Origin of the sequence: Bradyrhizobium liaoningense (genome assembly GCF_018130785.1) — a bacterium.
In the GTDB taxonomy this organism is placed as follows: Bacteria; Pseudomonadota; Alphaproteobacteria; order Rhizobiales; family Xanthobacteraceae; genus Bradyrhizobium; species Bradyrhizobium liaoningense_A.
On record NZ_JAFCJT010000013.1, the window covers coordinates 29793 to 55746 of the forward strand.

The window sequence follows — 25954 nt, forward strand, 5'->3', positions numbered from 1 at the left end:
TGCTGAGAACCGCTGCGGATTACGCTTCGCTAATCTGCCCTACATCACCGAACTCGGTCTCGTAGGGTGGGCAAAGGCGCATCGCGCCGTGCCCACGATCTTTTCCGATTGCGATAGGTGGTGGGCACGCTTCGCTTTGCCCACCCTACGAGAGCGGCGCTCCTATGCCACGCTCCGCGCGCTCTTGAATTCCTTCGTCGCCTTGTCCAGCACGAACAGCGTTCCCTCCGCGACGCCGAAATAGGCGCCGTGCAGCTGCATCTGGCCGTTCTCGACGGCCTTGCGCACGAACGGGAACGTCATCAGGTTTTCCAGGCTGCGGAACACCGCGGCCTTCTCGATGCGCTCGACGAACTGTGCCATGGTTTCGTGGTCGCGCTGCTCGACCACTTCGCCCGGCTTGATGAACATCTGCATCCACTTGCCGATGAAGTCGCCGGGCGTGAGCGGCTCGATCTTGTCGACGAAGGCGCGGATGCCGCCGCATTGCGCGTGCCCGAGGATGACGATGTGCTTCACCTTCAGCACCGTCACGGCATATTCCAGCGCGGCCGAGACGCCATGCGCATTGCCGTCGGGCTGATACACCGGCACCAGATTGGCGATGTTGCGGACCACGAACAGTTCGCCCGGGCCGACGTCGAAGATGGTCTCCGGCGCGACACGGCTGTCGCAGCAGCCGATCACCATCACTTCCGGGAACTGCCCCTTCACCGACAGCTCGCGATAGCGGCTCTGCTCTGCCGGCAGCCGCTGGGTGGCGAAGGCCTTGTAGCCTTCCAGCAAGTGCTCTGGGAATGTGATCATGACCTATGCCTAATCATATACCGCAGGGGCGAACAAGCCTTTCGAATAGGCAGGCCAGATGCTATCGGCTTCGGTCAGAATAGTACGAGGAAACCGGAAGGAACACTCGCATGACCCGCCCGCGCCGCAGCCATCTGTTCATGCCCGGCTCCAACCCTCGCGCGCTGGAAAAGGCGCGTAATCTCGCCGCCGACGGCCTGATCCTCGATCTCGAGGATTCCGTCGCTCCCGACGCCAAGGCGGCGGCGCGTGACGGCATAGTTGCCGCGATCGCGGCCAAGGGGTTCGGCAAGCGCGAGATCCTGATCCGGACCAACGGCCTCGATACGCCCTGGTGGGCCGATGATGTCGCGATGGCCGCGAAGGCCTCGCCTGACGGCATTCTGGTTCCAAAAGTTTCAAGCATCGAGGATCTCCGGGCGATCGGCGCTCGCCTTGCCGAGCTCGGCGCCGCGCCGACGGTGAAAGTCTGGGCGATGATCGAGACCGCGCGCGCCGTGCTTCATGCCGAGGAGCTGGCCGCCGCGGGCCGCGATCCCAAGACGCGCCTCTCCGGCTTCGTGTTCGGTCCGAACGACATCTCGCGCGAGACGCGCATCAAGATGCTGCCGGGCCGCGCGGCGATGATCCCGATGATCACCCATTGCATTCTGGCGACGCGCGCCCATGGGCTCGAAATCCTCGACGGCCCCTACAGCGACATCGCCAATTCCGACGGTTTCGCCACCGAATGCGCGCAGGGCCGCGACCTCGGCTTCGATGGCAAGACGCTGATCCATCCGTCGCAGATCGAGGCCTGTAACGCGATCTTCACGCCGCCCGAAGAGGAAGTCGCGCGCGCGCGAAAGATCATCGCGGCGTTCGAGCTGCCGGAGAACGTCTCGCGCGGCGCGATCCGGCTCGATGGTGCCATGGTGGAGCGTCTGCACGCCGACATGGCGCGGCGCACGATCGAGATCGCGGACGCGATCGCAGCGATGGGCAAGGGCTGAGGCGTCACCTCGAGAAAGCGATATCCGCTTGTCCCCGCCAGGCGGAAACTGCCGCTTGTGACCCAAGCGGTCATCGCGATGGTAGTCCCGATCGTCTATTTTCCCGACGGCGAAACGGCCCTCGATTCACCGCCGGCTCCGTCGCAGGCGACGATGGCGCTTTCCCGGAACGGCGCATCGAGAGGCTGCGGCGCCGCCAATTCCTCGCAATACATCTGATCGATCTTGCGCTGCATGAGCGCATAGCAATCGCATGCGACCCTCTCGAGCCGCGCCCGATGGATCTCTACAAATCCGCGCCGGTCGGATGGGACGGCGCCGGCCTCGCGCAGCTTGTTCATCGTCAGGGTCACTGTCGTCCGTCGCACCCCAAGCAATTGCGCAAGCGCCTCGTGCGTCACCGGAAGCCGGTCATCAGGAACGCGGTCGTGAAGCTGCAGGAGCCACCGCGCCATGCGGCCATCCACCCGGTGCAACGCGTTGCAGGCGGCTACGTGCTGGAGCTGTAACAACACCGCGCGGGCGTGGACTTGCACGACGTTCCTGATGGCTGCGCTTTGCGCAAAGGCAGCGCGAAATCTGGCGGCGGAAATCAGCGATGCTGTGCCGGCTATGCGAGCAATGGCGGTCACGGATGACGGCGACGGGCCGAGCACCGAGAACGAGGCCAAGGCGCCTTCCCGTCCCATCAAGGTGGTTGCGACAGTTTGCCCGTCCGGCATATCGAGCATGAAGGCGATCGCGCCGCTATGGGGAAAATAAACCGGATCGAGCTCATCGCCCGACCGCACCAGGACGGCATCGGGTTCGAACGAGACCCTCTGGAAGTAGGGCGTGAGCAAACCGAGATCCGCCGGCGGCAACGCCGCCAGGAGCCGATTCCCGATGCCCGCGCGGGAAGCGGTCACGACGCTTTCTTGTGAACGAGCGCCCAATGAACGGCGGTATCCATCTATTTCGTTTGCCATGATCATCCGAAATACGACTTGCCGAAGGGCAACTATCCAAACAGAGCCATTCGTCGAGATCAAGCACGGACAATTGCGGAGACCTCGGCGGCATTCTCGCCGCGCAAACAGGGTCTTGCATACATCATACCATTGGCGCCTTTGCCACTCGGCGAGGTGCCCACGTGGTGATCGACCAATGATGGTTGCTGGTGTGCCGGTGTCCGAGGATACCGAACCTCCGACCAAACGCGATAAGACTTCGCGACCGCATGCAGTCAAAAAGAGAGCGCGGCTGAACCTGGCCTTCCGGGTGCGTGCAAAAAGCTCGTGAAAGGATTTGCCCGGCGCGACGCTCGCGCGCGAAACGGCACGATCTAGGTCAGGATGACATTCCGCCGGCCGAACTGATCTTTCGATCCAGACGACGCGTCAGTGCGGGGCGACGTCGGCCCGATCGAGCGACTCCAGCGTCGAAGCATTGCCGCAATAGCCGTGGTAGTTCTCCGCGGCGGTGCCATCGGCGAGATCGCGGTCGCATTGTCCCTTGTGATTGCAGAGCGAGCAGACGCGCTCCATGTCGCGGAGCAGCAGCGGCTGCGCCTGCCCGAGCCGTTCTGCGCTGATGCCGAGCTGTTCGAGCATCCTCGGCAGCTCGTCGGCGGAGTGCTTGCCGTGACGGACCAGTTCCTCCAGATCGTCGGGCGCGATCCTGAGATCTTGCGCGATCCGGTCGAAATCGGCGCGATCAAGCTGCCGCATCTCGTTCATCTCGCGGCGATGCTTCAGCCAGGCGGCAAAGGACTCGATGAGGTCCTGAACAATGGGATAAGGCCTGCTTGCGGTGCTCATGGAAAGCTCCATTCGGACGGCGGAATGGGAGCGAGATTAGGCACAATGGTGCAGAGGCGCGTTGCGCTGGATCAAATTGAGAATGCGTTCGCGTGTAGCGGTTCGTTTCGTGTCCCCGACGCGGTGCGGCGCGAAGTGCCGCTCCGCAGAGCCGGGGCACGAGAGCCAGGTTACGCGAACCGCTCCGCCGCCCACGCATACAGGCTGCCCGGGATCGGCTTCTCGCCGCCGCGGCCCTTGGGCGAGATGTGCAGGCCGATGATCTCGGGGTCGGTGACGAGGCCGAGATAGCTCGAGGGATCGAAGAACAATTTTGGCTCGGCGTGCACGGCGTAGAACGACTGCTTCGGCAGCGCGCGGCTGAGCTCGCCGGTACGGCGTGCGAGCGCGGTGAGCGCCGCCGGCCCGAAGATCGCGACGCGAATATCCGAGAGGCGGTTCGAGCCGCCGCGCAGGCGACGCATCATGAAAGTGATGCGATGGCGCACCGACAGCCAGTTCGGCGTCAGCTCCTCCTGCTCCATCAGCTCCTCGAAGGCGGCAACGATGCCGTGCTCCGCCGGCAAATAGATCACGGAATTGCCGAGCTGGCGCGGCCGCTCCCAGGCGAAATAGGGTTTTGCCGGGTCGATCTCGACGGGCCTCAAGAGCAGCACGTCGGCATCGAGCCAGAGGCCGAGCTTCTTCGCCATCAGCTTCATGCGGAAGAAGTCGCTGAACTGCAGCGTGGTCCAGTCGCGCCAGCTTCCGTCCGGCTGCGGCGGCCGCAGCCGCTCCGAGAAAGCATGCGGCAGGATCGCCTCGGCATCTGCGTTGTCGACGCCCGCGGGCAGGCCGGGAATGGTGTCGAAACTATAGACCGTGACCTTGTGGCCGGCAGCCAACTGCGAGCGCAGACAGGTCTGGCGCAGTGCGTCCATCGGGCCATGCCAGAAGGTGACGATGTCAGGCAGCATGCGCGAAGCTATACGGGATAATCAGGACAAAGAAAAAACCCCGGCGCTGTCCGCACCGGGGCTCGAACCTTAAGTCGACCTCAAGCCCAGGCGCGTTCGCGCTTGAGCTTGTCCTCGTAGGTGTCGATCGACGTCTTCTTCTCCATCGTGAGACCGATGTCGTCGAGGCCGTTGATCAGGCAGTGCTTGCGGAACGGGTCGATCTCGAACTTGACCTTGCCGCCATCCGGGCCGCGGATCTCCTGGTTCGGCAGGTCGATCGTGAGTGTCGCGTTGGCGCCGCGCTCGGCGTCGTCGAACAGCTTGTCGAGGTCTTCCTGCGAGACGCGGATCGGCAGAATGCCGTTCTTGAAGCAGTTGTTGTAGAAGATGTCGCCGAACGAGGTCGAGATCACGCAGCGGATGCCGAAGTCGAGCAGCGCCCACGGCGCGTGCTCGCGGCTCGAGCCGCAGCCGAAATTGTCGCCGGCGACCAGCACCTTCGCATTGCGATAAGCGGGCTGGTTGAGGACGAAGTCCGGATTCTCGCTGCCGTCGTCCTTGTAGCGCTGCTCGGAGAAGAGCCCCTTGCCAAGGCCGGTGCGCTTGATGGTCTTGAGGTACTGCTTCGGAATGATCATGTCGGTGTCGACATTGATGATCTTCAGCGGCGCCGCGACGCCTTCCAGCGTGGTGAACTTGTCCATTTCAGGCTTCCCGGTTTGAAGTCAGGGGATGGCTATTTAGCCCGGTTGGCACACAAATCCTAGGCCGGATTCGGCAGGCCTAAGGGGCGTAAATCGAGGTTCACCCTCAGCCTGGCGGAGCCATGCTGTCAGGGGCAAAGCCGGTCGGCAGGCCGTCGATGCTCTTCATGTTCTTCAGACCCCAGTATTTTCGCAAATTGTTGACACCCTGCGCCGTCCAGTAGCGCACGAGGCTGCCGCGTTCTTGTCTGTAGTCGAACAGCGGCACGCCCATACCGCATGACGTCTGCACGAGGTCGACCGAGAGGCGCACGATCTGGCGCGCCCCGGCGATGTCCTCGAAGCCAGAGACGAGATCGGCGTATTCAGGCGTGCCGCGCATCAGCGATCGACCCTGGCCATAGAGCCTCAGGATCATCGGGGGACCTTCGAAGGCGCAAAACATGATGGTCAGCCGCTTGTCGTTGTCGGCGATCAGGTGCGCGCGGGTCTCGCTCCCGCTGCCGGTGCAATCGAGATAGGCGACGTCATTGCCTGCGAGCACCCGGAACGAGGACATTCCCTTGGGGGACACGTTGACGCGTCCCTTCGGCGGGGCACTCGCGACGAAGAAGATTTTTTGCCGCTCGATGAACGCCCGGTGCTCGGGTTCGATGCTGGCGAATTGCTTGCCCATGTGTCCGTGCGTCCTTGGCGCGACGACGAAGTCTGGACAAACAGCTAGCACCGACCTAATACCGGTTTAAGAACCTATCTTATGCTGGTATAAAAACCACCATGATCGGACAAGACTTGGACGCCCCGGCTCTCTCGCTCAGCGCGTTCCTGCGGGCGCTCCGGGAGCGCCAGTCTCCGGCAGAATTCGGCCTCGCCGCCGGAGCGCGGCGGCGCACGCCCGGCCTGCGGCGTGAGGAGGTCGCTCAGCTCTGCGGATTGAGCGTCACCTGGTACACGTGGATCGAGCAGGGTCGCGATGTCTCCGTCTCGGCTTCGACACTTGCGCGCCTCGCACGCGGATTGCGCCTGTCACGAGCGGAGCGCAGCTATCTGTTCGAAGTTGGGGGCAAGCGCGATCCCGAGCGTCCCGGCCACAGGGATGATCCGCCTGAGGAGGTGCTGGCTTGCGTCGATGCGATCGATGGGCCGGCCTACATTCTCGATCGCACATGGGGCGCGCGTCGTTGGAATGCGAAAGCGTCCCGGTTGTTTGCCGGATGGCTCGATGCTGACGGCGAAAAAAATCTTCTGCGCTACATCTTCCTCAGGCCCGAGGCGCGAACACTGATCCTCGACTGGACCTCACGCGCGCAACGCGTCGTCGCAGAATTCCGCGCCGCTGTTACAGCCTATTCCGACGATCCCGACATTCGCCGGCTCGTCGAGGAACTGAGAGTTGGAAGCCCCGACTTCGAACGCTGCTGGGAGACGCAGGGGGTTCTGGCACGCGAAGGCGGCGAGCGTGCATTCGATCATCCGACCATGGGACTGCTGCACTATCAGCAGGTGTCGCTCTCTCTCGCGGGCTGGTCCGACTATCGACTGACGATGCTTCTCGCTGCGCCAACCATACGCAACCGATGACGTCCTACTCCGTCTGAGCCTCAATCGCGGCCATATCGTCGTCCGAGAGGCCGAAATGATGGCCGATCTCGTGGATCAGAACGTGGCGGACGATGTGGCCGAGGCTCTCGTCGTGCTCGGCCCAGTAATCCAGGATCGGCCGTCGGTAGAGCCAGACCATGTTGGGCAGTCGCGCCACGTCGCCCAGGCTCTGCTGCGGCAGGCCGACGCCCTGGAACAGGCCGAGCAGGTCGAACTCGCTCTCGCATTCCATCTCGTCCATGACTTCCTCGGTCGGGAAGTCGTCGACACGGAGGATCACGCCCTCACAGAGGCCGCGAAATTCCGCCGGCAGCCGCTCGAAGATGTCGTGCGCCGTCGCTTCCATCTCGGCCAGCGAGGGCGCTTTCAATTCCGTCCACATGGGCTTTTCTTAGCGCGGGTTCCGTGGCGATGCATCCGGCTTTATAGAAGACTACGAAGAGTTGACGCCGCGCGCGAAAACGGGGAGCGTACGGCGCCTCAAGGGGATAGCTCAGGTGGGTGGTGGTGCGATGCGGGCAGGAACAGCAATACTGGTTCTACTTTGCATGGGGTTGTTTTCGACATTTTTTGTCGGCGCAGAGGCCAATGCCCAGACGGCCAGTCCCGAGATCCGGCTGGCCCAGGCGGCGTCGCCCGACGACGTCCCCCCACCGCGCAGGCGGCCTCCGGCGCGCCTGCGGGTCACGCCCTATTACACCCCCGATGGCGTCTATCCGCGCTACAATCCCGGCCCTGATGCGGTCCGCGAATGCAACGTCGCCTATGTGCAGGAACATAGGCCCAGCGGCACCGTGATCACGCCGCATATGAGCTGCTACTGGCGCCGGGGCTGACGCCGGGTTCAACGCCCGCGCCAGCAGCGGGCAGCGCGGAGGCCTCGTGGGGATCGTCATGGCGAGATGGATTGCATTGGCCGTTGCCGTCGCGCTTGGCGCCGGCCTGCCTCGCGCGTCCGCTTCGCACAGGGTGACGATGCCGGAGGCCTCGGCAGGGATCGCGGTTTTCGATGTGCGGCGACACGCGCGACCCCATGACATCGCGCGGCCTGCCGTGCGCCACGATCCACGCTATTACGCGCGGCCGGTCTACTACCGTCCCTATCCCTACGGCGTGCCCGCACCCTTTGTGCTCGGCTACGGGCCGTGGTGGTGACGCACTAACCGGCCGGCGCAAATCCCTTGACTAGCAGCACCGTTGCTTGCGCGCCCGCCTTGCGATCGCGCGAGATTTCTTCGTAGTCCGGCGAATTCGAGAAGGCGAGGAACGCAGCCTCGTCGGGAAACGACATCATGACGAGCTTGTCGAACGGCCACAGGCCCTCGAGCACGCGCGGCTGTTCGTCGGCGGCGAGCAGCCGTCCATTGTACTTTCCGAACACGTCGAAGAACCGCGCCTGATAGCGGTCATAGGCCGCGCGGTCCGTCATCTTCAATTGCGCAATCGCGTAGACAGTCATCTCTCAAATTCCTCTTGCAGAAATCGTAATCGCATATGCGCTTGCGCTGCACGTGGCTGGAAGTCGTTCATTCATGAGGGGTTCACGTCCCTGTCCCTAGTTTAACCGTGGGAGCGACCGTGAATGAACAGGGATGACGCGGGCCGGCAACGAGCGTCGCAACTCCGCTGTCCGGATTCAGGAAGAATTCCATGCTGAGGATATTGGGTCTCAGGGCAAGCCCCATGCGCTTGCTGGGGATTGCGGCCGCCGCGACGCTGATGCTGTCGGCCGGGACCGCGCGTCGTGCTGAAGCGCTGACCTTGATCAATCCGGCAACGTCACCCGCGACGAGGGCTGCGACCGACGACCTCGTCACGCAGGTTCGCCACGGCGGCGGCGGACACGGCGGAGGTTTCCGCGGTGGCGGCTTCCATGGTGGCGGAGGACATATCGGCGGTTTCCGCGGCGGTGGCTTTCATGGCGGCCATATCGGCGGCTTCCGCGCCGCACCCGCCTTTCGCGGTGGCGGCTATCGCTACGGCGGATTTCACCGCTATGGCGGCTATCATCGCTACGGGATCTATCGTCCCCATTACGGCTATCGCCACTTCCATCGGCGCTATTATTACGGCGGCTACTATCCCTACTACCACTATCCGCGCCGCTGCCGGGTGATCTGGACCTATTACGGCCCGCGCCGCGTCTGCCGGTGGCATCGCTGGCACTATCCGTACCGCTATTGGTGATGTGAGTTAAAAGCGGAGCGTCATGGTCGGGCTTGTCCCGGCCATCCACGTTCTTGAGGCTTGTATAGAAAGTTCTTGGATGCCCGGGACAAGCCCGGGCATGACGGAGAAACTAGCTACAGCCAATCCTTCAGCTTCCATGACGCCGACTTCCATCGCGTCAGGTTCTCGAGCTTCCACTGCTTGAACATCGCCGGCGGCCAGCGGCTGAGCTTCGAAGTCTCCTCGACCTCGGGCTTGGCGACGATGGGCAAGGGCGTTGCACGCCGCCGGTGCTGGCGCGTCGCCTCGCCAATCAGATCGACATATTCAGGCTTGTTGGCCATGAGGCGTGTCCTCGCGAAATCGTCGCGAGGACACAGTGTGGGGAAGCCGCTTAACGGCCGTTTGCCACGTTAGATCAAATTGCGGAGAGTGGCTTAGCGCCACTCCCTGACATCGACGAAGTGACCCGCGATCGCCGCTGCTGCCGCCATCGCCGGCGACACCAGATGCGTGCGGCCCTTGAAGCCCTGGCGGCCCTCGAAATTGCGGTTCGAGGTCGAGGCGCAGCGCTCTTCGGGGGCCAGCTTGTCCGGGTTCATGGCGAGGCACATCGAGCAACCCGGCTCGCGCCATTCGAAGCCGGCGTTGATGAAGATCTTGTCCAGACCTTCGGCTTCCGCCTGCTCCTTCACGATGCCGGAGCCCGGCACGACCATGGCGTTGACATGCGCCGAGACATGCTTGCCTTCCGCGATCTTGGCGGCGGCGCGCAGATCCTCGATGCGGCCGTTGGTGCAGGAGCCGATGAAGATGCGGTCGACCTTGATGTCGGTGATCTTCGTGCCCGCGGTGAGGCCCATGTATTTCAGCGCGCGGTGCTTGGAGAGACGCTTGGCCTCGTCCGCGATCTGGTCCGGATCAGGCACGATGCCGGTCACCGAGATCACGTCCTCAGGGCTCGTGCCCCAGGTCACGATCGGCGGCAGCTTGGCAGCATCGAGGCGCAGCTCGTGGTCGAAATGCGCGCCGTCGTCCGAGCGCAGCTTCTCCCAGTAGCGCATCGCCGCATCCCAGTCCGCGCCCTTCGGCGACTTCGGGCGATCGCGCAGGAAGTCGTAGGCCTTCTGGTCGGGCGCAACGAGGCCGGCGCGGGCGCCGCCTTCGATCGACATGTTGCAGACCGTCATGCGGCCTTCCATCGACAATGCCCTGATCGCATCGCCGGCGTATTCCAGCACGTAGCCGGTGCCGCCCGCAGTGCCGATCTCGCCGATGATGGCGAGGATGATGTCCTTGCCCGTCACGCCGTCCGGCAGCTTGCCGTCGACGGTGACGCGCATGTTCTTCGCCTTCTTCTGGATCAGCGTCTGCGTCGCCAGCACGTGCTCGACCTCGGAGGTGCCGATGCCGTGCGCGAGCGCGCCGAACGCGCCATGCGTCGAGGTGTGGCTGTCACCGCAGACGATGGTGGTGCCGGGCAGGGTAAAGCCCTGCTCGGGGCCGATGACGTGGACGACGCCCTGGCGCTTGTCGAACTCGTCGTAATATTCGATGCCGAACTCCTTGGCGTTCTCGGCCAGCGCCTTGATCTGCTCGATGCTTTCAGGATCCGGGTTCGGCTTGGTGCGGTCGGTGGTCGGCACGTTGTGGTCGACGACAGCGAGCGTCTTCTCGGGCGCGTGCACCTTGCGCCCGGTCGCGCGCAGACCTTCGAATGCCTGCGGCGAGGTCACCTCGTGCACCAGATGACGGTCGATATAGAGCAGGCAGGTGCCGTCGTCGGCTTCGTGCACCAGATGGTCGTTCCAGATCTTGTCGTACAATGTGGTCGGCTTGGACATGAGCGTCAGCTCCAGGAATGTTGTGGTGCGGATATGCGCGGTCACGCGCGGGCAACAGAGTCGTCTTCAGCGCAGCCTTTAAGCTGCGGGACTAAGCTCTGACGTTGCCGAGGTCGCGAAGCGTCCGAAGAACCGGCCAGGCAACCGCGAGCGATCGTCGATGACGATGCGCTTGGCGGACGAGAGGCTGGTCAGATCTGGAAACATTCTAGGAATATATAGCAGGCCGATTTGGAAGCGCGAGAGGTTTGACGCGCACGGCTGACGCAACAAAAAAGCGCGGGGTTTGGCCCCGCGCTTTTCGGAAACTTGCCTGGTGGCGAAGATTACTCGCCGACGGCAGCCGCGCGGTCCTGCTTCTCGACGATGCGGGCCGATTTGCCGCGAAGGTTGCGGAGGTAATAGAGCTTGGCGCGACGCACCTTGCCGCGACGCACCACCTTGATCGAGTCGATCATCGGGGAGAGCAGCGGGAACACGCGCTCGACACCCTCGCCATAGGAAATCTTGCGGACGGTGAAGCTCTCGTTGAGGCCACCGCCGGAACGGCCGATGCAGACGCCCTCATAGGCCTGCACGCGGGTGCGGTCGCCTTCGACGACCTTCACGTTGACGATCACGGTGTCGCCGGGACCGAATTCCGGAATGTCCTTGCCGGCGGACAGCTTGTCGAACTGCTCTTGCTCGAGCTGCTTGATCAGGTTCATGGGTAAATCTCCATCGGCGCGCCCAGCCGCAGATCGGGGGCTGCGCGAAATTCGTTGATCCAGCTATTGCGGATGTGGGCGCTCCTATAAGGCAAGCTGGAGCGTTTGTCACCCGTCTGTCTTGTTTTTTGGCGTTTTTTGGCGTCTGGCCCGATTCGGGACTTCGGCCGGGATTTGGGCCCACAAATCAGGCCGCCGGGCCGCCGTCAGGGCCTCCGATTGCGCCCGCCGCCAGGCTGCAACCTTGGCGTGGTCGCCGGAGGTCAGGGTTTCCGGGATCGGAACCCCCTCGAACAGCTGCGGGCGGGTGTATTGGGGGTATTCGAGGAGCCCCTCCGAAAAGCTTTCCTCGGTTCCCGACGCCTCCTTGCCCATCACGCCCGGCAGCAGCCGGACGCAGGCGTCGATCAGGGCCAGGGCAGCGATTTCGCCCCCGGACAGCACGTAATCGCCGATCGAGACCTCCTCCAGATCTCGCCCGTCGATCACTCGTTGGTCGATCCCCTCGAAGCGGCCGCAGACGATCAGGGGGCCGGGACCGCTGGCGAGCTCGGCGACACGGGCCTGGGTCAAAGGCCGACCCCGCGGGCTCATCAGCAATTTCGGCCGTTCCGGGCTGATCTCGGCGGCATCGATGGCCGCCGCGAGAACATCCGCCCGCAGCACCATGCCCGGCCCGCCGCCGGCTGGAGTGTCGTCGACGCTGCGGTGGCGGTCGGTCGCAGACGCCCGGATGTCGCGTGCTTCAATCTCCCAGAGCCCGGAGGCCAGCGCCCGGCCGGCCAGGCTCACGCCGAGCGGCCCCGGAAACATCTCCGGAAACAGCGTCAGCACGGTCACGCGCCAGGGTGAGAGGTTCGTCATCGGATCTCGGTTCTCGTCGTCCCGGACAAGCGAAGCGCAGATCCGGGACCCTTAACCACCGCAGTCAGTTTTGCGATGGCTGGAGCCAGCAGCTTAGCCAAAACCACGTTTCGTGGTTATGGGTCCCCGCCCCCGTGCGCTTTGCGCACTAGGCGGGGATCACTCGGGGACGGATCGTTGTCCTCGTCCTCACCCTCGATCTCCTGCGGCAGCGCGATCACCACGCGTCCGCCGGCAAGATCGACCTCCGGCACCACCGCGTTCGAGAACGGCAGCAACATCGTCGTGCCCTTGAGAGGTGCGATCTCGATGATGTCGCCGGCTCCGAAATTGTGGATCGCGAGCACGCGGCCGAGCGCGTCGCCGTCTGTGGTGACGGCGGCGAGCCCGATCAGGTCGGTGTGGTAATATTCGTCCGCATCGGTCGCGGGCAGCTTTTCGCGCGCGACGTAGAGCTCGATGCCGTTGAGGCGCTCGGCTTCATCGCGGGTCGTGACGCCCTTGAACGTCGCGACCAGATGATCCCTGGCCTCGCGCGCCGTTGCTACCTCGAACTGGCGCTTGCCGTCCTTGGACAGCAGCGGGCCGTAGTGCCTGACGGCAAAGGGATCTTCGGTGAAGGTCCAGAGCTTGACCGCACCGCGCACACCATGCGCGGCGCCGATCCGCGCGACGCAGACCAGCGCCGACATGTCTTAGCCTTAGCCCTTCGCGGCGGCTTCGGCCTGCGCCTTGCGCTCCTTGCGCGGCACAGCCTTCTGCGGATTGTTGCGCGCTTCGCGCTTCTTGACGCCGGCGGCGTCCAGGAAACGCGCCACGCGGTCCGACGGCTGCGCACCCTTGGCGACCCAGGCCTTCACCTTGTCCATGTCGAGCTTGAGGCGGGCGTCGTTGTCCTTCGGCAGCAGCGGGTTGAAATAACCGAGACGCTCGATGAACCGGCCATCGCGGGGGAAGCGCGAATCGGCGACGACGACGTGATAGACGGGACGCTTCTTGGTGCCTGCGCGGGCGAGGCGGATAACGACGGACATTTAGTTCTCCTTCAAAATACGGTTTGTTCGGTTGATTGGTATTCCGCGTTGCGCGAGATGCTGAGGATCCCGTGCGACGAATTCCTCATTTCTTCTTGCCCGGAAAACCGCCGAGGCCCGGCAGCATCGGCTTGCCGCTCAGCCCGGTCAGTCCGGGAACGTTCGGCAGACCGGTGCGCAGACCAGCCGGCAAATCCTTCGGCAGATTCGGAAGGCCACCGCCGCCGCTCTGCATCTTCTCCTGCAACGCCTTCATCTCTTCCGGCGAGGGCGGCTTCATGCCGCCGCCAAAGCCCATCGCCTGCGCGATGCCGGCGAGCGGGCCGCGCTTGCCCGAGCCCATGGCTTTCATCACGTCGGCCATGTTCCGGTGCATCTTGAGCAGCTTGTTGACCTGCTCGACGCTTTGGCCGGAGCCTGCGGCGATGCGCTTCTTGCGGCTGGCCTTGAGCAGGTCGGGATGACGGCGCTCGTCACGCGTCATGGAATCGATCACCGCGACCTGGCGCTTCAGGATCTTGTCGTCGATCCCGGCGGCCGCGATCTGGTTCTTCATCTTGGCGATGCCGGGCATCATGCCCATCAGGCCGCTGATGCCGCCCATATTCGCCATCTGCAACAGCTGCTCGCGCATGTCGTTGAGGTCGAACTGCCCCTTGCGCATCCGCTCGGCGGTACGCGCGGCCTTCTCGGCGTCGATGTTGGCGGCGGCGCGTTCGACCAGCGAGACCACGTCGCCCATGCCGAGGATGCGGCCGGCGATACGATCAGGATGGAAATCTTCCAGCGCGTCGGTCTTTTCACCGGTGCCGATCAGCTTGATCGGCTTGCCGGTGACGGCGCGCATCGACAGCGCCGCGCCGCCGCGGCCGTCGCCGTCCACACGGGTCAGCACGATGCCGGTGAGGCCGACGCGCTGATCGAAGGCGCGGGCAAGGTTCACGGCGTCCTGGCCGGTGAGGCTATCCGCAACCAGCAGCACTTCATGCGGGTTCGCAGCCGCTTTGATCGCGGCCGCTTCTGCCATCATGTCTTCGTCGAGCGTGGTACGGCCGGCGGTGTCGAGCAGCACGATGTCGTAGCCGCCGAGCTTGCCGGCCTCCAGCGCGCGCTTCGCGATCTGCGGCGGCTGCTGTCCCGCCACGATCGGCAAGGTCGGAATGTCGAGGTCGCGGCCGAGTACGGCCAGCTGCTCCATCGCCGCCGGACGATAGACGTCGAGCGAAGCCATCAGCACCTTGCGCTTGTCGCGCTGGACCATGCGGCGGGCGAGCTTTGCGGTGGTGGTCGTCTTACCCGAGCCCTGCAGACCGACCATCATGATCGGCACCGGCGGCACGGAATTGACGTCGATGGTCTGGCTTTCGGCGCCGAGCGTGTTGATCAGCTCGTCATGGACGATCTTGACCACCATCTGGCCGGGCGTGACCGACTTGACGACGGTGGCGCCGATCGCCTGCTCGCGGACGCGTTCGGTGAAGCTGCGCACCACCTCTAACGCGACGTCGGCCTCCAGCAGCGCGCGGCGCACTTCGCGCATCGCGGCGTCGACGTCCTTTTCGGTCAGCGCACCGCGCCCCGTCAGACGATCGAGAATGCCACCAAGCCGTTCCGACAGATTGTCGAACAATGCCGTTGTCCTTGTCCTGCTCGCCAGAAAGGCGATCTTCCAAACACCTTTACGCCCGAGGGCGCACAGCGCTGTCGGGCGTTGACCTCTGGCCTCCAGGGCCAGTCGGCGGGTCGAAAAGAAAGCCTTTCCGAGAAAGTGGCGGGGTTAAACGCCGCTCACGCCCAAAAGTCAAGGAAAGTTAGGGTGCCGGAGCGCCTTTGCCAGGGCAAGGCCCTGAAAACAGGAGGTTTTCGGCGGCGGGTTCCTTTTTTGGGCCGCCCCGCCCATATAGCCGGTGATGATTTCCCTCCGCCACCACGCCTGAAGCCCGCCCGTGCCGATGACTCGCCGTCGCCTGCTTGGATTGCTTGCCGGTGGCGCCGCGCTGGTCGGTGTCCCGTCCCTTTGGATCTCCCGCATGAAAAACTACGACGGCCCCGTCTCCGACCATTTCGACGGCCTGCACTTCTTCGATCCCGACGGGGCGCCGCCAAGAGCGCTCGGGGAGGTGTTCCGCTGGCAGTTCGGGGGCGGCCGGAAGCGCGAGACCTGGCCCGAGTGGGTGCCGAACTCTCACGCCGACACGCCGCCGGCGCGCGTCGAGGGCGACAAGGTGCGGCTCTCCTTCGTCGGTCATGCGAGCTGGCTGATCCAGGGCGGCGGCCTCAACATCCTCGTCGATCCCGTCTGGTCGATGCGGGTCTCGCCGGTGGGGTGGGCCGGGCCGAAGCGGCACAACGATCCCGGCATTGCCTTTGAAAAGTTGCCGAAGGTCGATGTCGTGCTGGTCTCGCACGGACATTACGACCATCTCGACATCGCGACGCTGTCGCGGCTCACCAGGAATTTTGTCCCGCGCGTCGTCACCCCGCTCGGCAATGACGCGACGATGCGCAGTTCCGATTCCACCATCAAGGCGGAAGCGTTCGACTGGCACGATCGCGTCGAGCTTGGCGGTGGCATCGCCGTGACGCTGGTGCCGACCCGGCACTGGACCGCGCGTGGCATGTTCGATCGCAACAAGGCATTGTGGGCGAGTTTCGTGCTGGAGACGCCGGCTGGGAAAATCTACGTCGTCTGCGATTCCGGCTATGGCGATGGCACGCACTTTCGTCGCGTCGCGGAGAAGCACGGGCCGCTGCGCCTGGCGATCCTTCCCATCGGCGCCTACGAGCCGCGCTGGTTCATGCGCGACCAGCACATGAACCCGGAAGATGCCGTGAAGGCGCTGGCGGATTGCGGCGCGCAAGCCGCGCTCGGGCATCATCACGGCACGTTCCAGCTGACGGACGAAGCGATCGACGCACCGGCCAAGGCGCTGGTCGAAGCGCTCGATGCCGCGAAGATTCCGCAAGAGCGATTTGTGGCGATGAAGCCGGGGCAGGTGGTGGAGATTTAGCTCTCTCAGCATACACCGCTCGTGCCTGGACGCAGCGCAGCGTCTCTTCGACGGTGCGCTGCAGAGCCGGGACAAGGGACTTACCTGCCCTCAGGGCGAATGATCGCCCAGCTCACATTCACGGTCACCGACAGCGTTTCCTCGCCCGGCGCGACTGCCGCGGGCGCCGCCATCGGCGCGGTCGCCATTCTTGCCTTGAACAGCGGTACCGGAGCGCCGCCTTCGGATACGCTGAGCGGCGAGCCGAGCGTGACGCCGGTGGCCTTGGCGTAAATCTCGGCCTTGCGGCGGGCGTCCACGACCGCCTGTTCACGGGCATCGTCGAGCAGTTTTGAGGCTTGCGTCACCTCGAAGGAGATGTTGCCGATGTCGTTGGCGCCGGCGCCGACCAGCGTATCGATGATGCCGGCGACCTTGGTCACGTCGCGGATCTTCACGGTGACGCGGTTAGAGGCGCGGAAGCCGACCACGGGCGAAGTGCCGGTGGATTTGTTCTGGCCGTATTGCGGCTGCAAGGACAGCCGCGAGGTCTGATAGTCCTTCTCGGCGATGCCGGCGCCCTTCAGCGCCAGCAGCACCTTGCCCATCGCGGCGTTGTTGGCGTCGGAGGCTTCCTTGGCCGATTTGGCATCGTTGGCAACGCCGGCATCGATCTGCGCGAGATCGGGTGCTGCGGAAATCATGGCTTCGCCGCTCACCGTAATGGCGGACGGAAAATCGTCGGCGAGTGCGGGCGCTGCCAGCAGCGTGGCGGCGAATGCGGCGGCGAGTAAGGCAGGCTTCTTCATCTCTCTCACTTCAATGGCACGAACACGTTGATCACGAGCTTGTCCTCAGCCGTCTTCAGGGGATCGGTGAGGTATTCCTCGACGAAAGTGTCCTTGGCTTCCAGCTTCTTGTCGTCGAGGTGATTGGTGATCGCCTCATAAGTGTTGTCCATGTTGTCGTAGGAGCCGCGATGGACGAATTTCAGCGCCTTGCCTTCCGGTGATTTGCCGATGCTCATGTCCTTGGGCAGGTTCTTCGGGTCCTGCTCGATCGGGATCTCGGCCAGGAAGGTGAAGCCGGTGTCGTCGGTCGAGGTGTAGACGATCATCGAATTGCCGGCGGGCTTGATGCCCTGCTTGTCCAGCAGCGTGTTCAGCGCCTTGAAGGCGTCGATCAGCGTGTCGAAGGCCGAATCCCAATTGGCAGTGCCCTTGACCATCACGACCTTCTTCGGCTCGATCGTGGTCTCCAGGCCAAAGGGATCGGCGGTCTGCACCGGGGCGGGCGTCGTGGCCGCAGCGGGCGGTGGGGCCGTCGGACCGGGTGACGGCGAAGCGCTGGCCGCAGGCGCCGGAGAGGGCGTTGCCGCGGGCGCAGGCGCGGCACTTGCGGCCGGAGAGGGCGAGGCCGACGGAGCCGGCGCAGGGCTGGCCGACGCGGCGGGCGCCGGGCTCGGGGTCTGCGCCAGAGCACCGGGCACGCCAAACGACAAGGTCGCCGCCGGGATCAGCGCAAGCAGTGCGAGACGACAAAAACGGTTCATTCTATTCTCCCCAAGAGCTTATCCGCCAAGGCCTTACGTCCCCAAGGCCTTAAGCCGGCCGCGCGTCCCGGATTGCGCGAACTGCGCCGTTCTAACACGCGAGTGCCGAATTCGTCCCATGACAGATGCGTCATGGCTGTGGCGGTAAATCACTGGCCAAGCCACCAAGGATCGCCATATAAGGCAGGCGAAATTCGGGAATTTTCATGAGCGCGCTGGCCAACCACGCATTTGCCAAGATGAACGGCATCGGCAACGAGATCGTCGTTGTCGACATGCGTGATTCCGCCGCGCCGGTGACGCCGGACGATGCCCGCGCGGTCGCGTCGGCGCGGGGCGGCGTGCCCTACGACCAGCTCATGGTGCTCCAGAAGCCGCGGTTCGACGGTACCGAGGCCTTCATCAGCATCTACAACAATGATGGCTCCGAGGCGGGTGCCTGCGGCAACGGCATGCGCTGCGTGGTGCGGCGCATCTTCGAGAAGACCGGGCAGACCACGGCCACGTTCGAGACGGCTGCGGGCCTGCTCAATTGCTGGCAGGGTCCGGCGCCCGATCTCTACACCGTCGATATGGGCGCGCCGAAGTTCGGCTGGCAGGACATTCCGCTGGCGGAAGAGTTTCGCGACACACGCTACATCGAATTGCAGATCGGGCCGATCGACAATCCGATCCTGCATTCGCCTTCCGTGGTGAGCATGGGCAATCCGCATGCGATCTTCTGGGTCGAGGACGTCAACGCCTACGATCTCGAGCGCTTCGGTCCGCTGCTGGAAAATCATCCGATATTCCCCGAACGTGCCAACATCACGCTCGCCCATATCGTCGATCCCCAGCACATCACGATCCGCACCTGGGAGCGCGGCGCGGGCCTGACCAGAGCATGCGGTTCGGCGGCCTGTGCGACCGCGGTTGCTGCCGCGCGGCTGAAGCGCACCGAGCGCAATGTCGAGATCACGCTGCCCGGCGGCAAGCTCGGGATCGAATGGCGTGAACGCGACGACCATGTGCTGATGACGGGCCCCGCGACCTTCGAATACGAAGGCAATTTCGATCCGGCGCTGTTCGCGCCGGTCGGCTGATGGCCATCGACATCGTCACCTTCGGCTGCCGCCTCAATGCCTTCGAGGCCGAATTGATCCGGCGCGAGGCCGAGGGCGTGGGCCTCTCCGACACGATCGTCATCAACAGTTGCGCCGTCACCAACGAAGCGGTGGCGCAGGCGCGCCAGTCGATCCGTAAATTGAAGCGCGAACGGCCGGGTGCGCGCATCGTCGTCACCGGCTGTGCGGCGCAGACGCAGAGCCGGATGTTCGCAGACATGGCCGAGGTCGATCGCGTCCTCGGCAATGACGACAAGATGCGCAGTGAAGCCTGGCGCGATGCGCGTGCCGCATTCGATCTCGGTGCGAGCGAAAAAATCGCCGTCAGCGATATCATGGCGGTGAAGGAGATGGCGCCGCATCTGATCGATGGCTTTGCGAGCGGCCTGCCGCGCGTGTTCGTGCAGGTGCAGAACGGCTGCGACCATCGCTGCACGTTCTGCATCATCCCCTACGGCCGCGGCAATTCACGCTCGGTGCCGATGGGCGCGGTGGTCGATCAGGTGCGGGTGCTTGTTGCGCGCGGCCATGCCGAGATCGTTCTGACCGGTGTGGACCTCACCAGCTATGGCGCCGACCTGCCGGGTACGCCAAAACTCGGCATGCTGACGAAGCAGATCTTGCGGCATGTGCCGGAGCTGAAGCGCCTGCGCATCTCCTCGATCGATTCGATCGAGGCCGACAACGACCTGCTTGATGCCATCGCCGACGATGCGCGCCTGATGCCGCATCTGCACCTGTCGCTGCAATCCGGCGACGACATGATCTTGAAGCGCATGAAACGGCGGCATTCGCGCAACGACGCGATCGCGTTCTGCGACCACGTGCGGCGCTTGCGCCCGGACATCGCCTTCGGCGCCGACATCATCGCGGGCTTTCCGACCGAGACCGAGGAGATGTTTTCCCGCTCGCTGGATCTCGTGGAGGAGTGCGGTCTGACGTTCCTGCACGTCTTTCCGTATTCCCCACGACCCGGCACGCCGGCCGCGCGGATGCCTCAGGTCGCAGGCGGCGCGATCAAGGAGCGGGCGAAGCGGCTGCGTGCGGCGGGCGAAGCGGCATTACGGCGGCGGCTGCAAGAGGAAGTGGGTACGACGCGCGATGTGCTGATCGAGAGCGACAGCCAGGGCCGTACGGAGCATTATCTGCCGGTGGCGATCGCGGGCGAACGTGTTGGCCGTGTGGTGCCGCTGGTGATTGCCGGCAGCGATGGCGAGCGGCTGACAGTATAGGCAGTGTCGTCGCCCGGCTTGACCGGGCGACCCAGTACGCCGCGGCTCCTCGGTTCTATCGCTGCCGTCTCTGGAATACTGGATTGCCCGCTTTCGCGGGCAATGACAGCGGAGTGTGTGATGAGCAGCAAACCTACAACGCCCTGACCTGCCAGAACCGCAGCGTCCGCCGCGCATTCTCCGGCGTCATCCTCGCATAATGCCCCTGCGCCCTCGCGATGTCCGCGGGTTTCATCGCGCCGGTGGCAAAGCGACTCTCGAGTACGGCGGCGGTCGTTTCCCAGCTGAGCTGGGCCGCCTTGCACGGCACCAGCAGGCCGTCTTCGCGCAGGCTTTGCATCAGCGGGCGAATCACTTCGACGGTCGATCCGGACAACGCCGCCAATGCCGCTACGGCTTCCTCGTAGCGCCGCTGCGCGGCGAAGCCGAACAATGTGGCCTCGCTGAGCTGGCCGGTCGCCTTGAGATTCGCAATCGCCCGCTTGGCGCCTTCGAAATCCCGGACGCCCGACATCTCGCGCTCGACACCGACGGTGACGGCGGCGATCGCGCCCTGGATCTCCTCGAACAGATGCGGCGGTGCGCGCGACAGCAGCCGGGTCCGCACGGCATCCGTGGCCGAGCGCAGCAACTGGCGGCGCAAGTCGGACGGCAGGTCGACGCGGACGCCGACGCTCACGGCGAGCTCGGGATCGGCCTCGGCCTGCCCGACGATGACGGCAAATCCATTGCCCGAAACGCGCGCGCCGGGATTGGCGGCAAGGCGCCGGCTGACGCTGGGATAGCGGCGCGCCAGCAGCGCGTCGGTCACGATCTCCTTGAGCCACCAGCGGCCGGCGACCGCGAGCAGATGCGTCTCGCCCTTGGATGATGCGATCTTCACCAGCTCGCCATCGTCGAGGCGCGCGGATTCCTGGAGCACGGGACCGGCGATGCGGATCTCGTCATTGTTGGCGAGGCGGCGGATCACGGACGGCGGCGCCTGCGCGATCGGCGCGAGCTGCGCGCTGATCTCGGCCAGCGCCACGCGCGCGCCCATGTCGGCGATGGCGCGCAGCTCGATGGTGCCGATCAGGCGCTCGAGCACGTCGTCGAACAGTGCGATCTGCTCGTCGTCAAAGCTTCCGGCGGAGGAGAGGAACAGCTCGGTGACGCGGCGGGCCGTTTCCAGGCCCTTTTCCGCCGAGCCAAGCCGAATCGCGGATTCGACCTCGTCGATGATCGATAGCTCGGCCGTGGACATGACGCGTTGCTCGTCCTGAGCGGATTGACGGAAGCTTGTTCTAAGCAGCCGTTATCATTAGAGGCGAGCACTGAACGTTTCGTAAACCATGGCCCGGTAGCGGGGTGCTGTTCCTCGTCCTGAGGAGCCCGCAAAGCGGCGTCTCGAAGGCTGGCCGCGGGCGATATCGGGGCCTTTCATGGTTCTCCCGGCGATGCGGAGCATCGTCCGGAGACGGCCGCTACGCGGCCTCCTCGCCATGAGCGTCCAAAAGACTATTCCCCATTCCACCCGCAGGTGCGGAGTTTTTCGTGCATGTGGGGCGGGGCCGGCGCCACGACGCGGATCGGCTCCTTGTTCCGGGAGATCGGCACCACGATCTCGCGGGAATGCAGATGCAGAAGCGGCTCGCCGAAGCGCGGGCCGTTGCCGTAAATATTATCGCCGAAGATCGGCCAGCCGGTCGCGGACGAATGCACCCGCAATTGATGGGTCCGCCCGGTCACGGGTTCCATGGCGAGCCAGGTGAAGCCGTCGCCCCGGCCCATCACCTTCCAGTTGGTGATCGCCTTCTGACCCTCCGGGTCGGGCTTCTGCCACCAGCCGCGTTCGGCATTGAGCCGGCCGAGCGGCATGTCGACGGTGCCTTCGTCCTCGGCAGGGCCGCCCTCGACCACGGTCCAGTAGGTCTTGCCGATCTTGCCGTGCTTGAAGAGGAGGCCGAGCGAGGCGGTCGCCTTGCGATGGCGGCCGAGCACGAGGCACCCGGAGGTGTCCTTGTCCAGCCGGTGGGCCAGCACCGGCGGCCGCGGCAGGCCGAACCGCAGCGCATCGAAGGAGTCCTCCAGATTGGCGCCGCCCTTGGGACCGCGATGCACCGGCAGGCCGGCCGGCTTGTCGATGATCAGCATCAGCCCGTCGCGATGGAGCACGCGCGCCAGGATTTCATCGGCCGTCAATTGGGGAACATCGAGCAATCGCAGGACTTTCGGTCAAGACTTTCGTTTGGGAGCCGGAACGGCTAACACACCCCCGCCATGAACGATACCACGTCAGATCCCCCCAAGCTGAGCTGGTGGCGCCGCCTGTCCAACGGGCTGAAGCGCACCTCGTCCTCGCTCGGGACCGCGGTCGCCGACCTCGTCACCAAGCGCAAGCTCGACCGCGCCATGCTCGACGACATCGAGGACGTGCTGCTGCGCGCCGACCTCGGCACCTCGGTCGCGGTGCGGATCGCGGACGCCGTCGGGACCGGGCGCTATGACAAGGCGATCTCGGCGGACGAGGTCAAGGACGTCGTCGCCATCGAGGTCGAGAAGGTGCTGGCGCCGGTCGCCAAGCCGCTCGAGATCGATACCGGTAAGAAGCCGTTCGTCATCCTCGTGGTCGGCGTCAACGGCTCCGGCAAGACCACCACCATCGGAAAACTCTCGCAGAAATTCTCGTCCGAAGGCCGCAAGGTGATGCTGGCCGCCGGCGACACGTTTCGTGCGGCGGCCATCGAGCAGCTCAAGGTGTGGGGCGAGCGCACGAAGACACCGGTCGTCGCGGGCGCGCAGGGCTCGGATTCGGCGAGCCTTGCCTTCAATGCGCTGACGGCGGCGAAGGAGCAGAGCGTCGACGTCCTCCTGATCGACACCGCCGGCCGCCTGCAGAACAAGGCCGAGCTGATGAACGAGCTCGAAAAGGTCGTGCGCGTGATCCGCAAGGTGGACGACACTGCGCCGCATGCCGTCTTGCTGGTGCTTGATGCTACGGTCGGTCAGAACGCACTGTCGCAGGTCGAGGCCTTCCATCGCACCGCCGGGGTCACCGGCCTCGTGATGACGAAGCTCGACGGCACCGCGCGCGGCGGCATTCTGGTGGCACTCGCGGAGAAATTCAAACTGCCGGTGTATTTCATCGGCGTCGGCGAAGGCGTCGACGATCTCGCGCCGTTCACCGCACGCGATTTCGCCCGTGCGATCGCCGGAATCGAAAGTTGAGAATGGACAAGACCCAGCCGCATCCGCTGTTCAAGCTTGCGACCGAGCTCGGTCCGCTGCTCGTCTTCTTCTTCGTGAATGCGAAGTTCAATTTGTTCGCCGCGACCGGCGCCTTCATGGTCGCGATCGTCGCGGCGATGATCGCGTCCTATGTGGTGACGCGCCACATCCCAATCATGGCGATCGTCACAGGCGTGATCGTGCTGGTGTTCGGCACGCTGACGCTGGTGCTGCACGACGAGACCTTCATAAAGGTCAAGCCGACCATCATCTACGGCCTGTTCGCGGCGATCCTCGGCGGCGGCCTGCTGTTCGGCCGCTCCTTCATCGCCGTGATGTTCGACCAGATGTTCAACCTGACGCCGCAGGGCTGGCGCATCCTCACGCTGCGCTGGGCGCTGTTCTTCGCCGGTATGGCGGTGCTCAACGAGATCGTCTGGCGCACCCAGAGCACGGATTTCTGGGTGAACTTCAAGGTGTTCGGCGTCACGCCGATCACGATGATCTTCGCCATCGCCCAGATGCCGCTAACCAAGCGCTACGGGATCGAGCCGGCGTCGCTGGAGGCGAGCGAGGCCGAGGCGGGCGATGTGAGGAAGGGGTGAGTTGCTCTCGGTTCCTCATTGCGCGCTGAGACCAGCCACAAACTCAACTGTCATCGCCCGACTTGATCGGGCGATCCAGTATTCCAGAGACAGCAGTGAGATATGGAGAGGCCGCGGCGTACTGGATGCCCCGGCGGAGCCTGTCATCGGGCTCGCCGAAGGCGAGACCCGGTGGCGGGGCATGACAGCGGTGTGTGGGGCGGCGCCTTCGTTCGCACGAGCGCAGAGCTAGCTCCCCGCCTTCAACGCCTTCTCCATCTGCGGCAGCAGCACCGTGCGCAAATTGTCCGGCGTGATCGGCCCGACCAGCTTGTAGACGATGGTGCCTTCGCGCCCGACGACGAACGTCTCCGGCACGCCATAGACGCCCCATTCGATCGAGGCGCGGCCGTTGGCATCGACGCCGACGCGGCGGAACGGGTTGCCATAGCGGCCGAGGAAACGGCGCGCGTTGTCGGCCGCGTCCTTGTAGTTGATGCCGACGAGCTGGAAGCGCTTGTCCTTGGCGAGCTCGGTCAGGAGCGGCGCCTCGTCATGGCAGGGCACGCACCAGGAAGCCCAGACATTGACGAGGCTGACCTTGCCCTTGAACGCGGCGGGATCGAGGCCCGGCACCTGCGCGTTGTCGGCCTGCAATCCCTCGAGCTGCGGCAGCGTGGTCTGCGGGGCCGGCCGCCCGATCAGCGCGGAGGGAATCCGCGAGGGATCGCCGCTGCCGAGCCGGAACCAGAACAGTAGCGCCAGGGCGATGAAGGCGACCAGCGGCAGCACCATCAGGAAGGTGCGGCGCTGCGGCCGAGCGGAGGTTTGTTGGTCACTCATGACCGATCCGTCGCGCTGCGGCCGGAACGGCGGGTAACGCCGCTGCGGTCGAGCTCGCGCAGGCGCTCCGTCTGGCTGCGATAGTCGAGCACGATCCAGCCGATCAGGATCACGACGACGAACGCCGCAGCCGCGTAAGACGTCACGATGAAGGACGCGTAGGGGCCGAGCGACATCGTTATGCTGCTTTCTGGCTCGCCTGCATCATCTGCAGCGAGCGGACGCGGCGGCGCAAAATCTCGTTGCGCATGGCAGCCAAATGCAGCGTGACGAACAGCAGCGTGAATGCGATCGCCATCAGCAGCAGCGGAATCAGGAACGATTTGTCGAGCGTCGAGCCGCCCATGCGCATCACCGATGCCGGCTGGTGCAGCGTGTTCCACCAGTCGACCGAGAACTTGATGATGGGCAGGTTGATCGCCCCGACCAGCGTCAGCACCGCGGCCGCGCGCGCCGCGCGCGAGGGATCGTCGACCGCGCGCCACAGCGCCATCAGGCCGAGATACATCAGGAATAGGATCAGCACCGAGGTCAGCCGCGCGTCCCATTCCCAATAGGTGCCCCACATCGGCCGGCCCCACAGCGATCCGGTGAGCAGCGCGAGGAAGGTGAAGGCGGCGCCGATCGGTGCTGCCGCTTTGGCGGCGACGTCGGCGAGCGGATGCCGCCACACCAGCGTGCCCAATGAGGCGATGCTCATCACGCCCCACACGAACATCGAGAGCCAGGCATTGGGCACGTGGATGAACATGATCTTCACCGTCGCGCCCTGCTGATAATCGTCGGGCGCAAGGGCGGACTGGTAGAGGCCGATCGTGAGCAGGATGACGGTCGCGGCCGCAAGCCACGGCAGCACGCGCGCCGTCAGCGCTAGGAACCGTGTCGGATTGGCGAGGTCGATCAGCGTCATGGTATTTTGATAATCACAGGTAGGCACTCACGCAATCAGCATAAAAGCGCGTAGCGAAAGTTGATCGGGGTCA

32 protein-coding genes are annotated in these 25954 nt (G+C 64.6%); 10 read left to right on the plus strand and 22 right to left on the minus strand.

The genetic code is table 11. The features are described 5' to 3' along the window. Positions 1-162 precede the first annotated feature (162 nt). Positions 163-807 (minus strand): carbonic anhydrase, encoded by a 645-nt coding sequence (locus tag JQ627_RS24000; RefSeq protein ID WP_212486573.1) that lies wholly within the window; start codon positions 805-807, stop codon positions 163-165. Positions 808-917: 110 nt separating this feature from the next. On the opposite strand from JQ627_RS24000, the gene JQ627_RS24005 reads away from it, so the two are divergent. After that, a complete protein-coding gene (locus tag JQ627_RS24005; RefSeq protein WP_212486574.1) occupies positions 918-1799 on the plus strand; it encodes a CoA ester lyase in 882 nt (293 codons plus the stop codon). A gap of 95 nt (positions 1800-1894) precedes the next feature. Here JQ627_RS24005 and JQ627_RS24010 read toward each other — a convergent pair whose 3' ends face one another. From JQ627_RS24010 to JQ627_RS24030, 5 genes are all read right to left on the minus strand, one after another. Then, positions 1895-2707 (minus strand): Crp/Fnr family transcriptional regulator, encoded by an 813-nt coding sequence (locus tag JQ627_RS24010; RefSeq protein WP_212486575.1) that lies wholly within the window; start codon positions 2705-2707, stop codon positions 1895-1897. A 471-nt stretch (positions 2708-3178) separates the two neighbouring features. Next, on the minus strand, positions 3179-3598 hold the full coding sequence (locus tag JQ627_RS24015; RefSeq protein WP_212486576.1) for a DUF6455 family protein: 420 nt from the start codon (positions 3596-3598) through the stop codon (positions 3179-3181). A gap of 170 nt (positions 3599-3768) precedes the next feature. Further along, a complete protein-coding gene (locus JQ627_RS24020; protein WP_212486577.1) occupies positions 3769-4554 on the minus strand; it encodes a hypothetical protein in 786 nt (261 codons plus the stop codon). Positions 4555-4634: 80 nt separating this feature from the next. After that, positions 4635-5240: a 3-isopropylmalate dehydratase small subunit gene (leuD, locus tag JQ627_RS24025; RefSeq protein ID WP_212486578.1), complete on the minus strand. Its 606-nt coding sequence runs from the start codon at positions 5238-5240 to the stop codon at positions 4635-4637. A gap of 106 nt (positions 5241-5346) precedes the next feature. After that, on the minus strand, positions 5347-5916 hold the full coding sequence (locus JQ627_RS24030) for a pyridoxamine 5'-phosphate oxidase family protein (RefSeq protein ID WP_212486579.1): 570 nt from the start codon (positions 5914-5916) through the stop codon (positions 5347-5349). A gap of 101 nt (positions 5917-6017) precedes the next feature. On the opposite strand from JQ627_RS24030, the gene JQ627_RS24035 reads away from it, so the two are divergent. Further along, complete coding sequence (locus JQ627_RS24035; protein ID WP_212486580.1) at positions 6018-6821, plus strand: helix-turn-helix transcriptional regulator; 804 nt, start codon at positions 6018-6020, stop codon at positions 6819-6821. Between the two features lie 4 nt (positions 6822-6825). Here JQ627_RS24035 and JQ627_RS24040 read toward each other — a convergent pair whose 3' ends face one another. After that, positions 6826-7224, minus strand: a complete 399-nt coding sequence (locus tag JQ627_RS24040) for a metallopeptidase family protein (protein ID WP_212486581.1) — start codon at positions 7222-7224, stop codon at positions 6826-6828. 166 nt (positions 7225-7390) lie between these two features. On the opposite strand from JQ627_RS24040, the gene JQ627_RS24045 reads away from it, so the two are divergent. Next, positions 7391-7678 (plus strand): hypothetical protein, encoded by a 288-nt coding sequence (locus tag JQ627_RS24045; protein ID WP_212486582.1) that lies wholly within the window; start codon positions 7391-7393, stop codon positions 7676-7678. Between the two features lie 58 nt (positions 7679-7736). Continuing rightward, positions 7737-7997 carry a hypothetical protein gene (locus JQ627_RS24050; RefSeq protein ID WP_212486583.1) on the plus strand — a complete coding sequence of 87 codons (261 nt, stop codon included), beginning with the start codon at positions 7737-7739 and terminating at the stop codon, positions 7995-7997. A gap of 4 nt (positions 7998-8001) precedes the next feature. Here JQ627_RS24050 and JQ627_RS24055 read toward each other — a convergent pair whose 3' ends face one another. Beyond that, positions 8002-8301, minus strand: coding sequence for a DUF1330 domain-containing protein (locus JQ627_RS24055; protein WP_212486584.1), 300 nt, complete (start codon positions 8299-8301; stop codon positions 8002-8004). Between the two features lie 191 nt (positions 8302-8492). Here JQ627_RS24055 and JQ627_RS24060 point away from each other — a divergent pair, with 191 nt between their 5' ends. Then, positions 8493-9029 carry a hypothetical protein gene (locus tag JQ627_RS24060; protein ID WP_212486585.1) on the plus strand — a complete coding sequence of 179 codons (537 nt, stop codon included), beginning with the start codon at positions 8493-8495 and terminating at the stop codon, positions 9027-9029. Positions 9030-9145: 116 nt separating this feature from the next. Here the strand turns inward: JQ627_RS24060 and JQ627_RS24065 are convergent, their stop codons facing one another. The 7 genes from JQ627_RS24065 to ffh all read right to left on the minus strand — a co-directional run bounded on the left by JQ627_RS24065 (position 9146) and on the right by ffh (position 15090). Continuing rightward, a complete protein-coding gene (locus JQ627_RS24065) occupies positions 9146-9355 on the minus strand; it encodes a hypothetical protein (protein WP_212486586.1) in 210 nt (69 codons plus the stop codon). Positions 9356-9448: 93 nt separating this feature from the next. Next, on the minus strand, positions 9449-10855 hold the full coding sequence (gene leuC / locus JQ627_RS24070) for a 3-isopropylmalate dehydratase large subunit (RefSeq protein WP_212486587.1): 1407 nt from the start codon (positions 10853-10855) through the stop codon (positions 9449-9451). Between the two features lie 326 nt (positions 10856-11181). Further along, positions 11182-11562, minus strand: a complete 381-nt coding sequence (rplS, locus tag JQ627_RS24075) for a 50S ribosomal protein L19 (protein ID WP_212486588.1) — start codon at positions 11560-11562, stop codon at positions 11182-11184. Positions 11563-11670: 108 nt separating this feature from the next. Beyond that, positions 11671-12426, minus strand: coding sequence for a tRNA (guanosine(37)-N1)-methyltransferase TrmD (trmD, locus tag JQ627_RS24080; RefSeq protein ID WP_212486589.1), 756 nt, complete (start codon positions 12424-12426; stop codon positions 11671-11673). Positions 12427-12542: 116 nt separating this feature from the next. Further along, positions 12543-13118: a ribosome maturation factor RimM gene (rimM, locus tag JQ627_RS24085; protein WP_212486590.1), complete on the minus strand. Its 576-nt coding sequence runs from the start codon at positions 13116-13118 to the stop codon at positions 12543-12545. 9 nt (positions 13119-13127) lie between these two features. Then, on the minus strand, positions 13128-13460 hold the full coding sequence (gene rpsP, locus JQ627_RS24090; RefSeq protein ID WP_212486591.1) for a 30S ribosomal protein S16: 333 nt from the start codon (positions 13458-13460) through the stop codon (positions 13128-13130). Positions 13461-13545: 85 nt separating this feature from the next. Further along, positions 13546-15090 (minus strand): signal recognition particle protein, encoded by a 1545-nt coding sequence (gene ffh / locus JQ627_RS24095; protein ID WP_212486592.1) that lies wholly within the window; start codon positions 15088-15090, stop codon positions 13546-13548. Between the two features lie 316 nt (positions 15091-15406). On the opposite strand from ffh, the gene JQ627_RS24100 reads away from it, so the two are divergent. Further along, the gene (locus tag JQ627_RS24100; RefSeq protein ID WP_212486593.1) at positions 15407-16471 is read left to right on the plus strand and encodes an MBL fold metallo-hydrolase; all 1065 of its coding nucleotides are present in this window, start codon (positions 15407-15409) and stop codon (positions 16469-16471) included. 80 nt (positions 16472-16551) lie between these two features. On the opposite strand, the gene JQ627_RS24105 is transcribed toward JQ627_RS24100, so the two are convergent. Both JQ627_RS24105 and JQ627_RS24110 read right to left on the minus strand, forming a co-directional pair. Next, entirely contained in the window at positions 16552-17259 is a 708-nt protein-coding gene (locus JQ627_RS24105) for an SIMPL domain-containing protein (RefSeq protein WP_212486594.1), read from the minus strand. A gap of 5 nt (positions 17260-17264) precedes the next feature. After that, entirely contained in the window at positions 17265-18002 is a 738-nt protein-coding gene (locus tag JQ627_RS24110) for a GyrI-like domain-containing protein (protein ID WP_212486595.1), read from the minus strand. 206 nt (positions 18003-18208) lie between these two features. Here JQ627_RS24110 and dapF point away from each other — a divergent pair, with 206 nt between their 5' ends. Next, positions 18209-19084 carry a diaminopimelate epimerase gene (dapF, locus tag JQ627_RS24115; RefSeq protein ID WP_212486596.1) on the plus strand — a complete coding sequence of 292 codons (876 nt, stop codon included), beginning with the start codon at positions 18209-18211 and terminating at the stop codon, positions 19082-19084. Beyond that, entirely contained in the window at positions 19084-20337 is a 1254-nt protein-coding gene (gene mtaB / locus JQ627_RS24120) for a tRNA (N(6)-L-threonylcarbamoyladenosine(37)-C(2))-methylthiotransferase MtaB (protein ID WP_212486597.1), read from the plus strand. The genes dapF and mtaB overlap by 1 nt, the downstream gene beginning before the upstream one ends. 133 nt (positions 20338-20470) lie before the next feature. Here the strand turns inward: mtaB and JQ627_RS24125 are convergent, their stop codons facing one another. Further along, positions 20471-21580 (minus strand): DUF2336 domain-containing protein, encoded by a 1110-nt coding sequence (locus JQ627_RS24125; RefSeq protein ID WP_212486598.1) that lies wholly within the window; start codon positions 21578-21580, stop codon positions 20471-20473. Positions 21581-21834: 254 nt separating this feature from the next. Further along, positions 21835-22536, minus strand: a complete 702-nt coding sequence (locus tag JQ627_RS24130; RefSeq protein ID WP_212486599.1) for an RluA family pseudouridine synthase — start codon at positions 22534-22536, stop codon at positions 21835-21837. A gap of 60 nt (positions 22537-22596) precedes the next feature. On the opposite strand from JQ627_RS24130, the gene ftsY reads away from it, so the two are divergent. Both ftsY and JQ627_RS24140 read left to right on the plus strand, forming a co-directional pair. Further along, positions 22597-23544 carry a signal recognition particle-docking protein FtsY gene (gene ftsY, locus JQ627_RS24135; protein ID WP_212486600.1) on the plus strand — a complete coding sequence of 316 codons (948 nt, stop codon included), beginning with the start codon at positions 22597-22599 and terminating at the stop codon, positions 23542-23544. Between the two features lie 2 nt (positions 23545-23546). After that, complete coding sequence (locus JQ627_RS24140; protein ID WP_028150498.1) at positions 23547-24149, plus strand: septation protein A; 603 nt, start codon at positions 23547-23549, stop codon at positions 24147-24149. A 228-nt stretch (positions 24150-24377) separates the two neighbouring features. Here the strand turns inward: JQ627_RS24140 and JQ627_RS24145 are convergent, their stop codons facing one another. The 3 genes from JQ627_RS24145 to JQ627_RS24155 are packed head-to-tail and all read right to left on the minus strand — an operon-like array spanning position 24378 to position 25881. Then, the gene (locus JQ627_RS24145; RefSeq protein WP_212486601.1) at positions 24378-24971 is read right to left on the minus strand and encodes a DsbE family thiol:disulfide interchange protein; all 594 of its coding nucleotides are present in this window, start codon (positions 24969-24971) and stop codon (positions 24378-24380) included. Continuing rightward, entirely contained in the window at positions 24968-25153 is a 186-nt protein-coding gene (gene ccmD, locus JQ627_RS24150) for a heme exporter protein CcmD (protein WP_212486686.1), read from the minus strand. Before ccmD ends, JQ627_RS24145 begins: the two co-directional genes overlap by 4 nt. Continuing rightward, positions 25150-25881 (minus strand): heme ABC transporter permease, encoded by a 732-nt coding sequence (locus JQ627_RS24155; RefSeq protein WP_212486602.1) that lies wholly within the window; start codon positions 25879-25881, stop codon positions 25150-25152. Before JQ627_RS24155 ends, ccmD begins: the two co-directional genes overlap by 4 nt. Positions 25882-25954 lie beyond the last annotated feature (73 nt).

Coding starts and splice junctions, on each gene's coding strand:
- JQ627_RS24110 (WP_212486595.1), bottom strand. CDS start 18,002: ATGAACCGTTTTTGTCGTCTCGCACTGCTTGCGCTGATCCCGGCGGCG.
- rplS (WP_212486588.1), bottom strand. CDS start 11,562: ATGAACCTGATCAAGCAGCTCGAGCAAGAGCAGTTCGACAAGCTGTCC.
- mtaB (WP_212486597.1), top strand. CDS start 19,084: ATGGCCATCGACATCGTCACCTTCGGCTGCCGCCTCAATGCCTTCGAG.
- trmD (WP_212486589.1), bottom strand. CDS start 12,426: ATGACGAACCTCTCACCCTGGCGCGTGACCGTGCTGACGCTGTTTCCG.
- JQ627_RS24065 (WP_212486586.1), bottom strand. CDS start 9,355: ATGGCCAACAAGCCTGAATATGTCGATCTGATTGGCGAGGCGACGCGC.
- JQ627_RS24050 (WP_212486583.1), top strand. CDS start 7,737: ATGGCGAGATGGATTGCATTGGCCGTTGCCGTCGCGCTTGGCGCCGGC.
- rpsP (WP_212486591.1), bottom strand. CDS start 13,460: ATGTCCGTCGTTATCCGCCTCGCCCGCGCAGGCACCAAGAAGCGTCCC.
- rimM (WP_212486590.1), bottom strand. CDS start 13,118: ATGTCGGCGCTGGTCTGCGTCGCGCGGATCGGCGCCGCGCATGGTGTG.
- JQ627_RS24045 (WP_212486582.1), top strand. CDS start 7,391: ATGGGGTTGTTTTCGACATTTTTTGTCGGCGCAGAGGCCAATGCCCAG.
- JQ627_RS24035 (WP_212486580.1), top strand. CDS start 6,018: ATGATCGGACAAGACTTGGACGCCCCGGCTCTCTCGCTCAGCGCGTTC.
- JQ627_RS24125 (WP_212486598.1), bottom strand. CDS start 21,580: ATGTCCACGGCCGAGCTATCGATCATCGACGAGGTCGAATCCGCGATT.
- JQ627_RS24005 (WP_212486574.1), top strand. CDS start 918: ATGACCCGCCCGCGCCGCAGCCATCTGTTCATGCCCGGCTCCAACCCT.
- JQ627_RS24020 (WP_212486577.1), bottom strand. CDS start 4,554: ATGCTGCCTGACATCGTCACCTTCTGGCATGGCCCGATGGACGCACTG.
- JQ627_RS24040 (WP_212486581.1), bottom strand. CDS start 7,224: ATGTGGACGGAATTGAAAGCGCCCTCGCTGGCCGAGATGGAAGCGACG.
- JQ627_RS24105 (WP_212486594.1), bottom strand. CDS start 17,259: ATGAAGAAGCCTGCCTTACTCGCCGCCGCATTCGCCGCCACGCTGCTG.
- JQ627_RS24000 (WP_212486573.1), bottom strand. CDS start 807: ATGATCACATTCCCAGAGCACTTGCTGGAAGGCTACAAGGCCTTCGCC.
- ftsY (WP_212486600.1), top strand. CDS start 22,597: ATGAACGATACCACGTCAGATCCCCCCAAGCTGAGCTGGTGGCGCCGC.
- JQ627_RS24055 (WP_212486584.1), bottom strand. CDS start 8,301: ATGACTGTCTACGCGATTGCGCAATTGAAGATGACGGACCGCGCGGCC.
- dapF (WP_212486596.1), top strand. CDS start 18,209: ATGAGCGCGCTGGCCAACCACGCATTTGCCAAGATGAACGGCATCGGC.
- JQ627_RS24015 (WP_212486576.1), bottom strand. CDS start 3,598: ATGAGCACCGCAAGCAGGCCTTATCCCATTGTTCAGGACCTCATCGAG.
- JQ627_RS24145 (WP_212486601.1), bottom strand. CDS start 24,971: ATGAGTGACCAACAAACCTCCGCTCGGCCGCAGCGCCGCACCTTCCTG.
- leuD (WP_212486578.1), bottom strand. CDS start 5,240: ATGGACAAGTTCACCACGCTGGAAGGCGTCGCGGCGCCGCTGAAGATC.
- JQ627_RS24140 (WP_028150498.1), top strand. CDS start 23,547: ATGGACAAGACCCAGCCGCATCCGCTGTTCAAGCTTGCGACCGAGCTC.
- JQ627_RS24155 (WP_212486602.1), bottom strand. CDS start 25,881: ATGACGCTGATCGACCTCGCCAATCCGACACGGTTCCTAGCGCTGACG.
- JQ627_RS24030 (WP_212486579.1), bottom strand. CDS start 5,916: ATGGGCAAGCAATTCGCCAGCATCGAACCCGAGCACCGGGCGTTCATC.
- leuC (WP_212486587.1), bottom strand. CDS start 10,855: ATGTCCAAGCCGACCACATTGTACGACAAGATCTGGAACGACCATCTG.
- JQ627_RS24060 (WP_212486585.1), top strand. CDS start 8,493: ATGCTGAGGATATTGGGTCTCAGGGCAAGCCCCATGCGCTTGCTGGGG.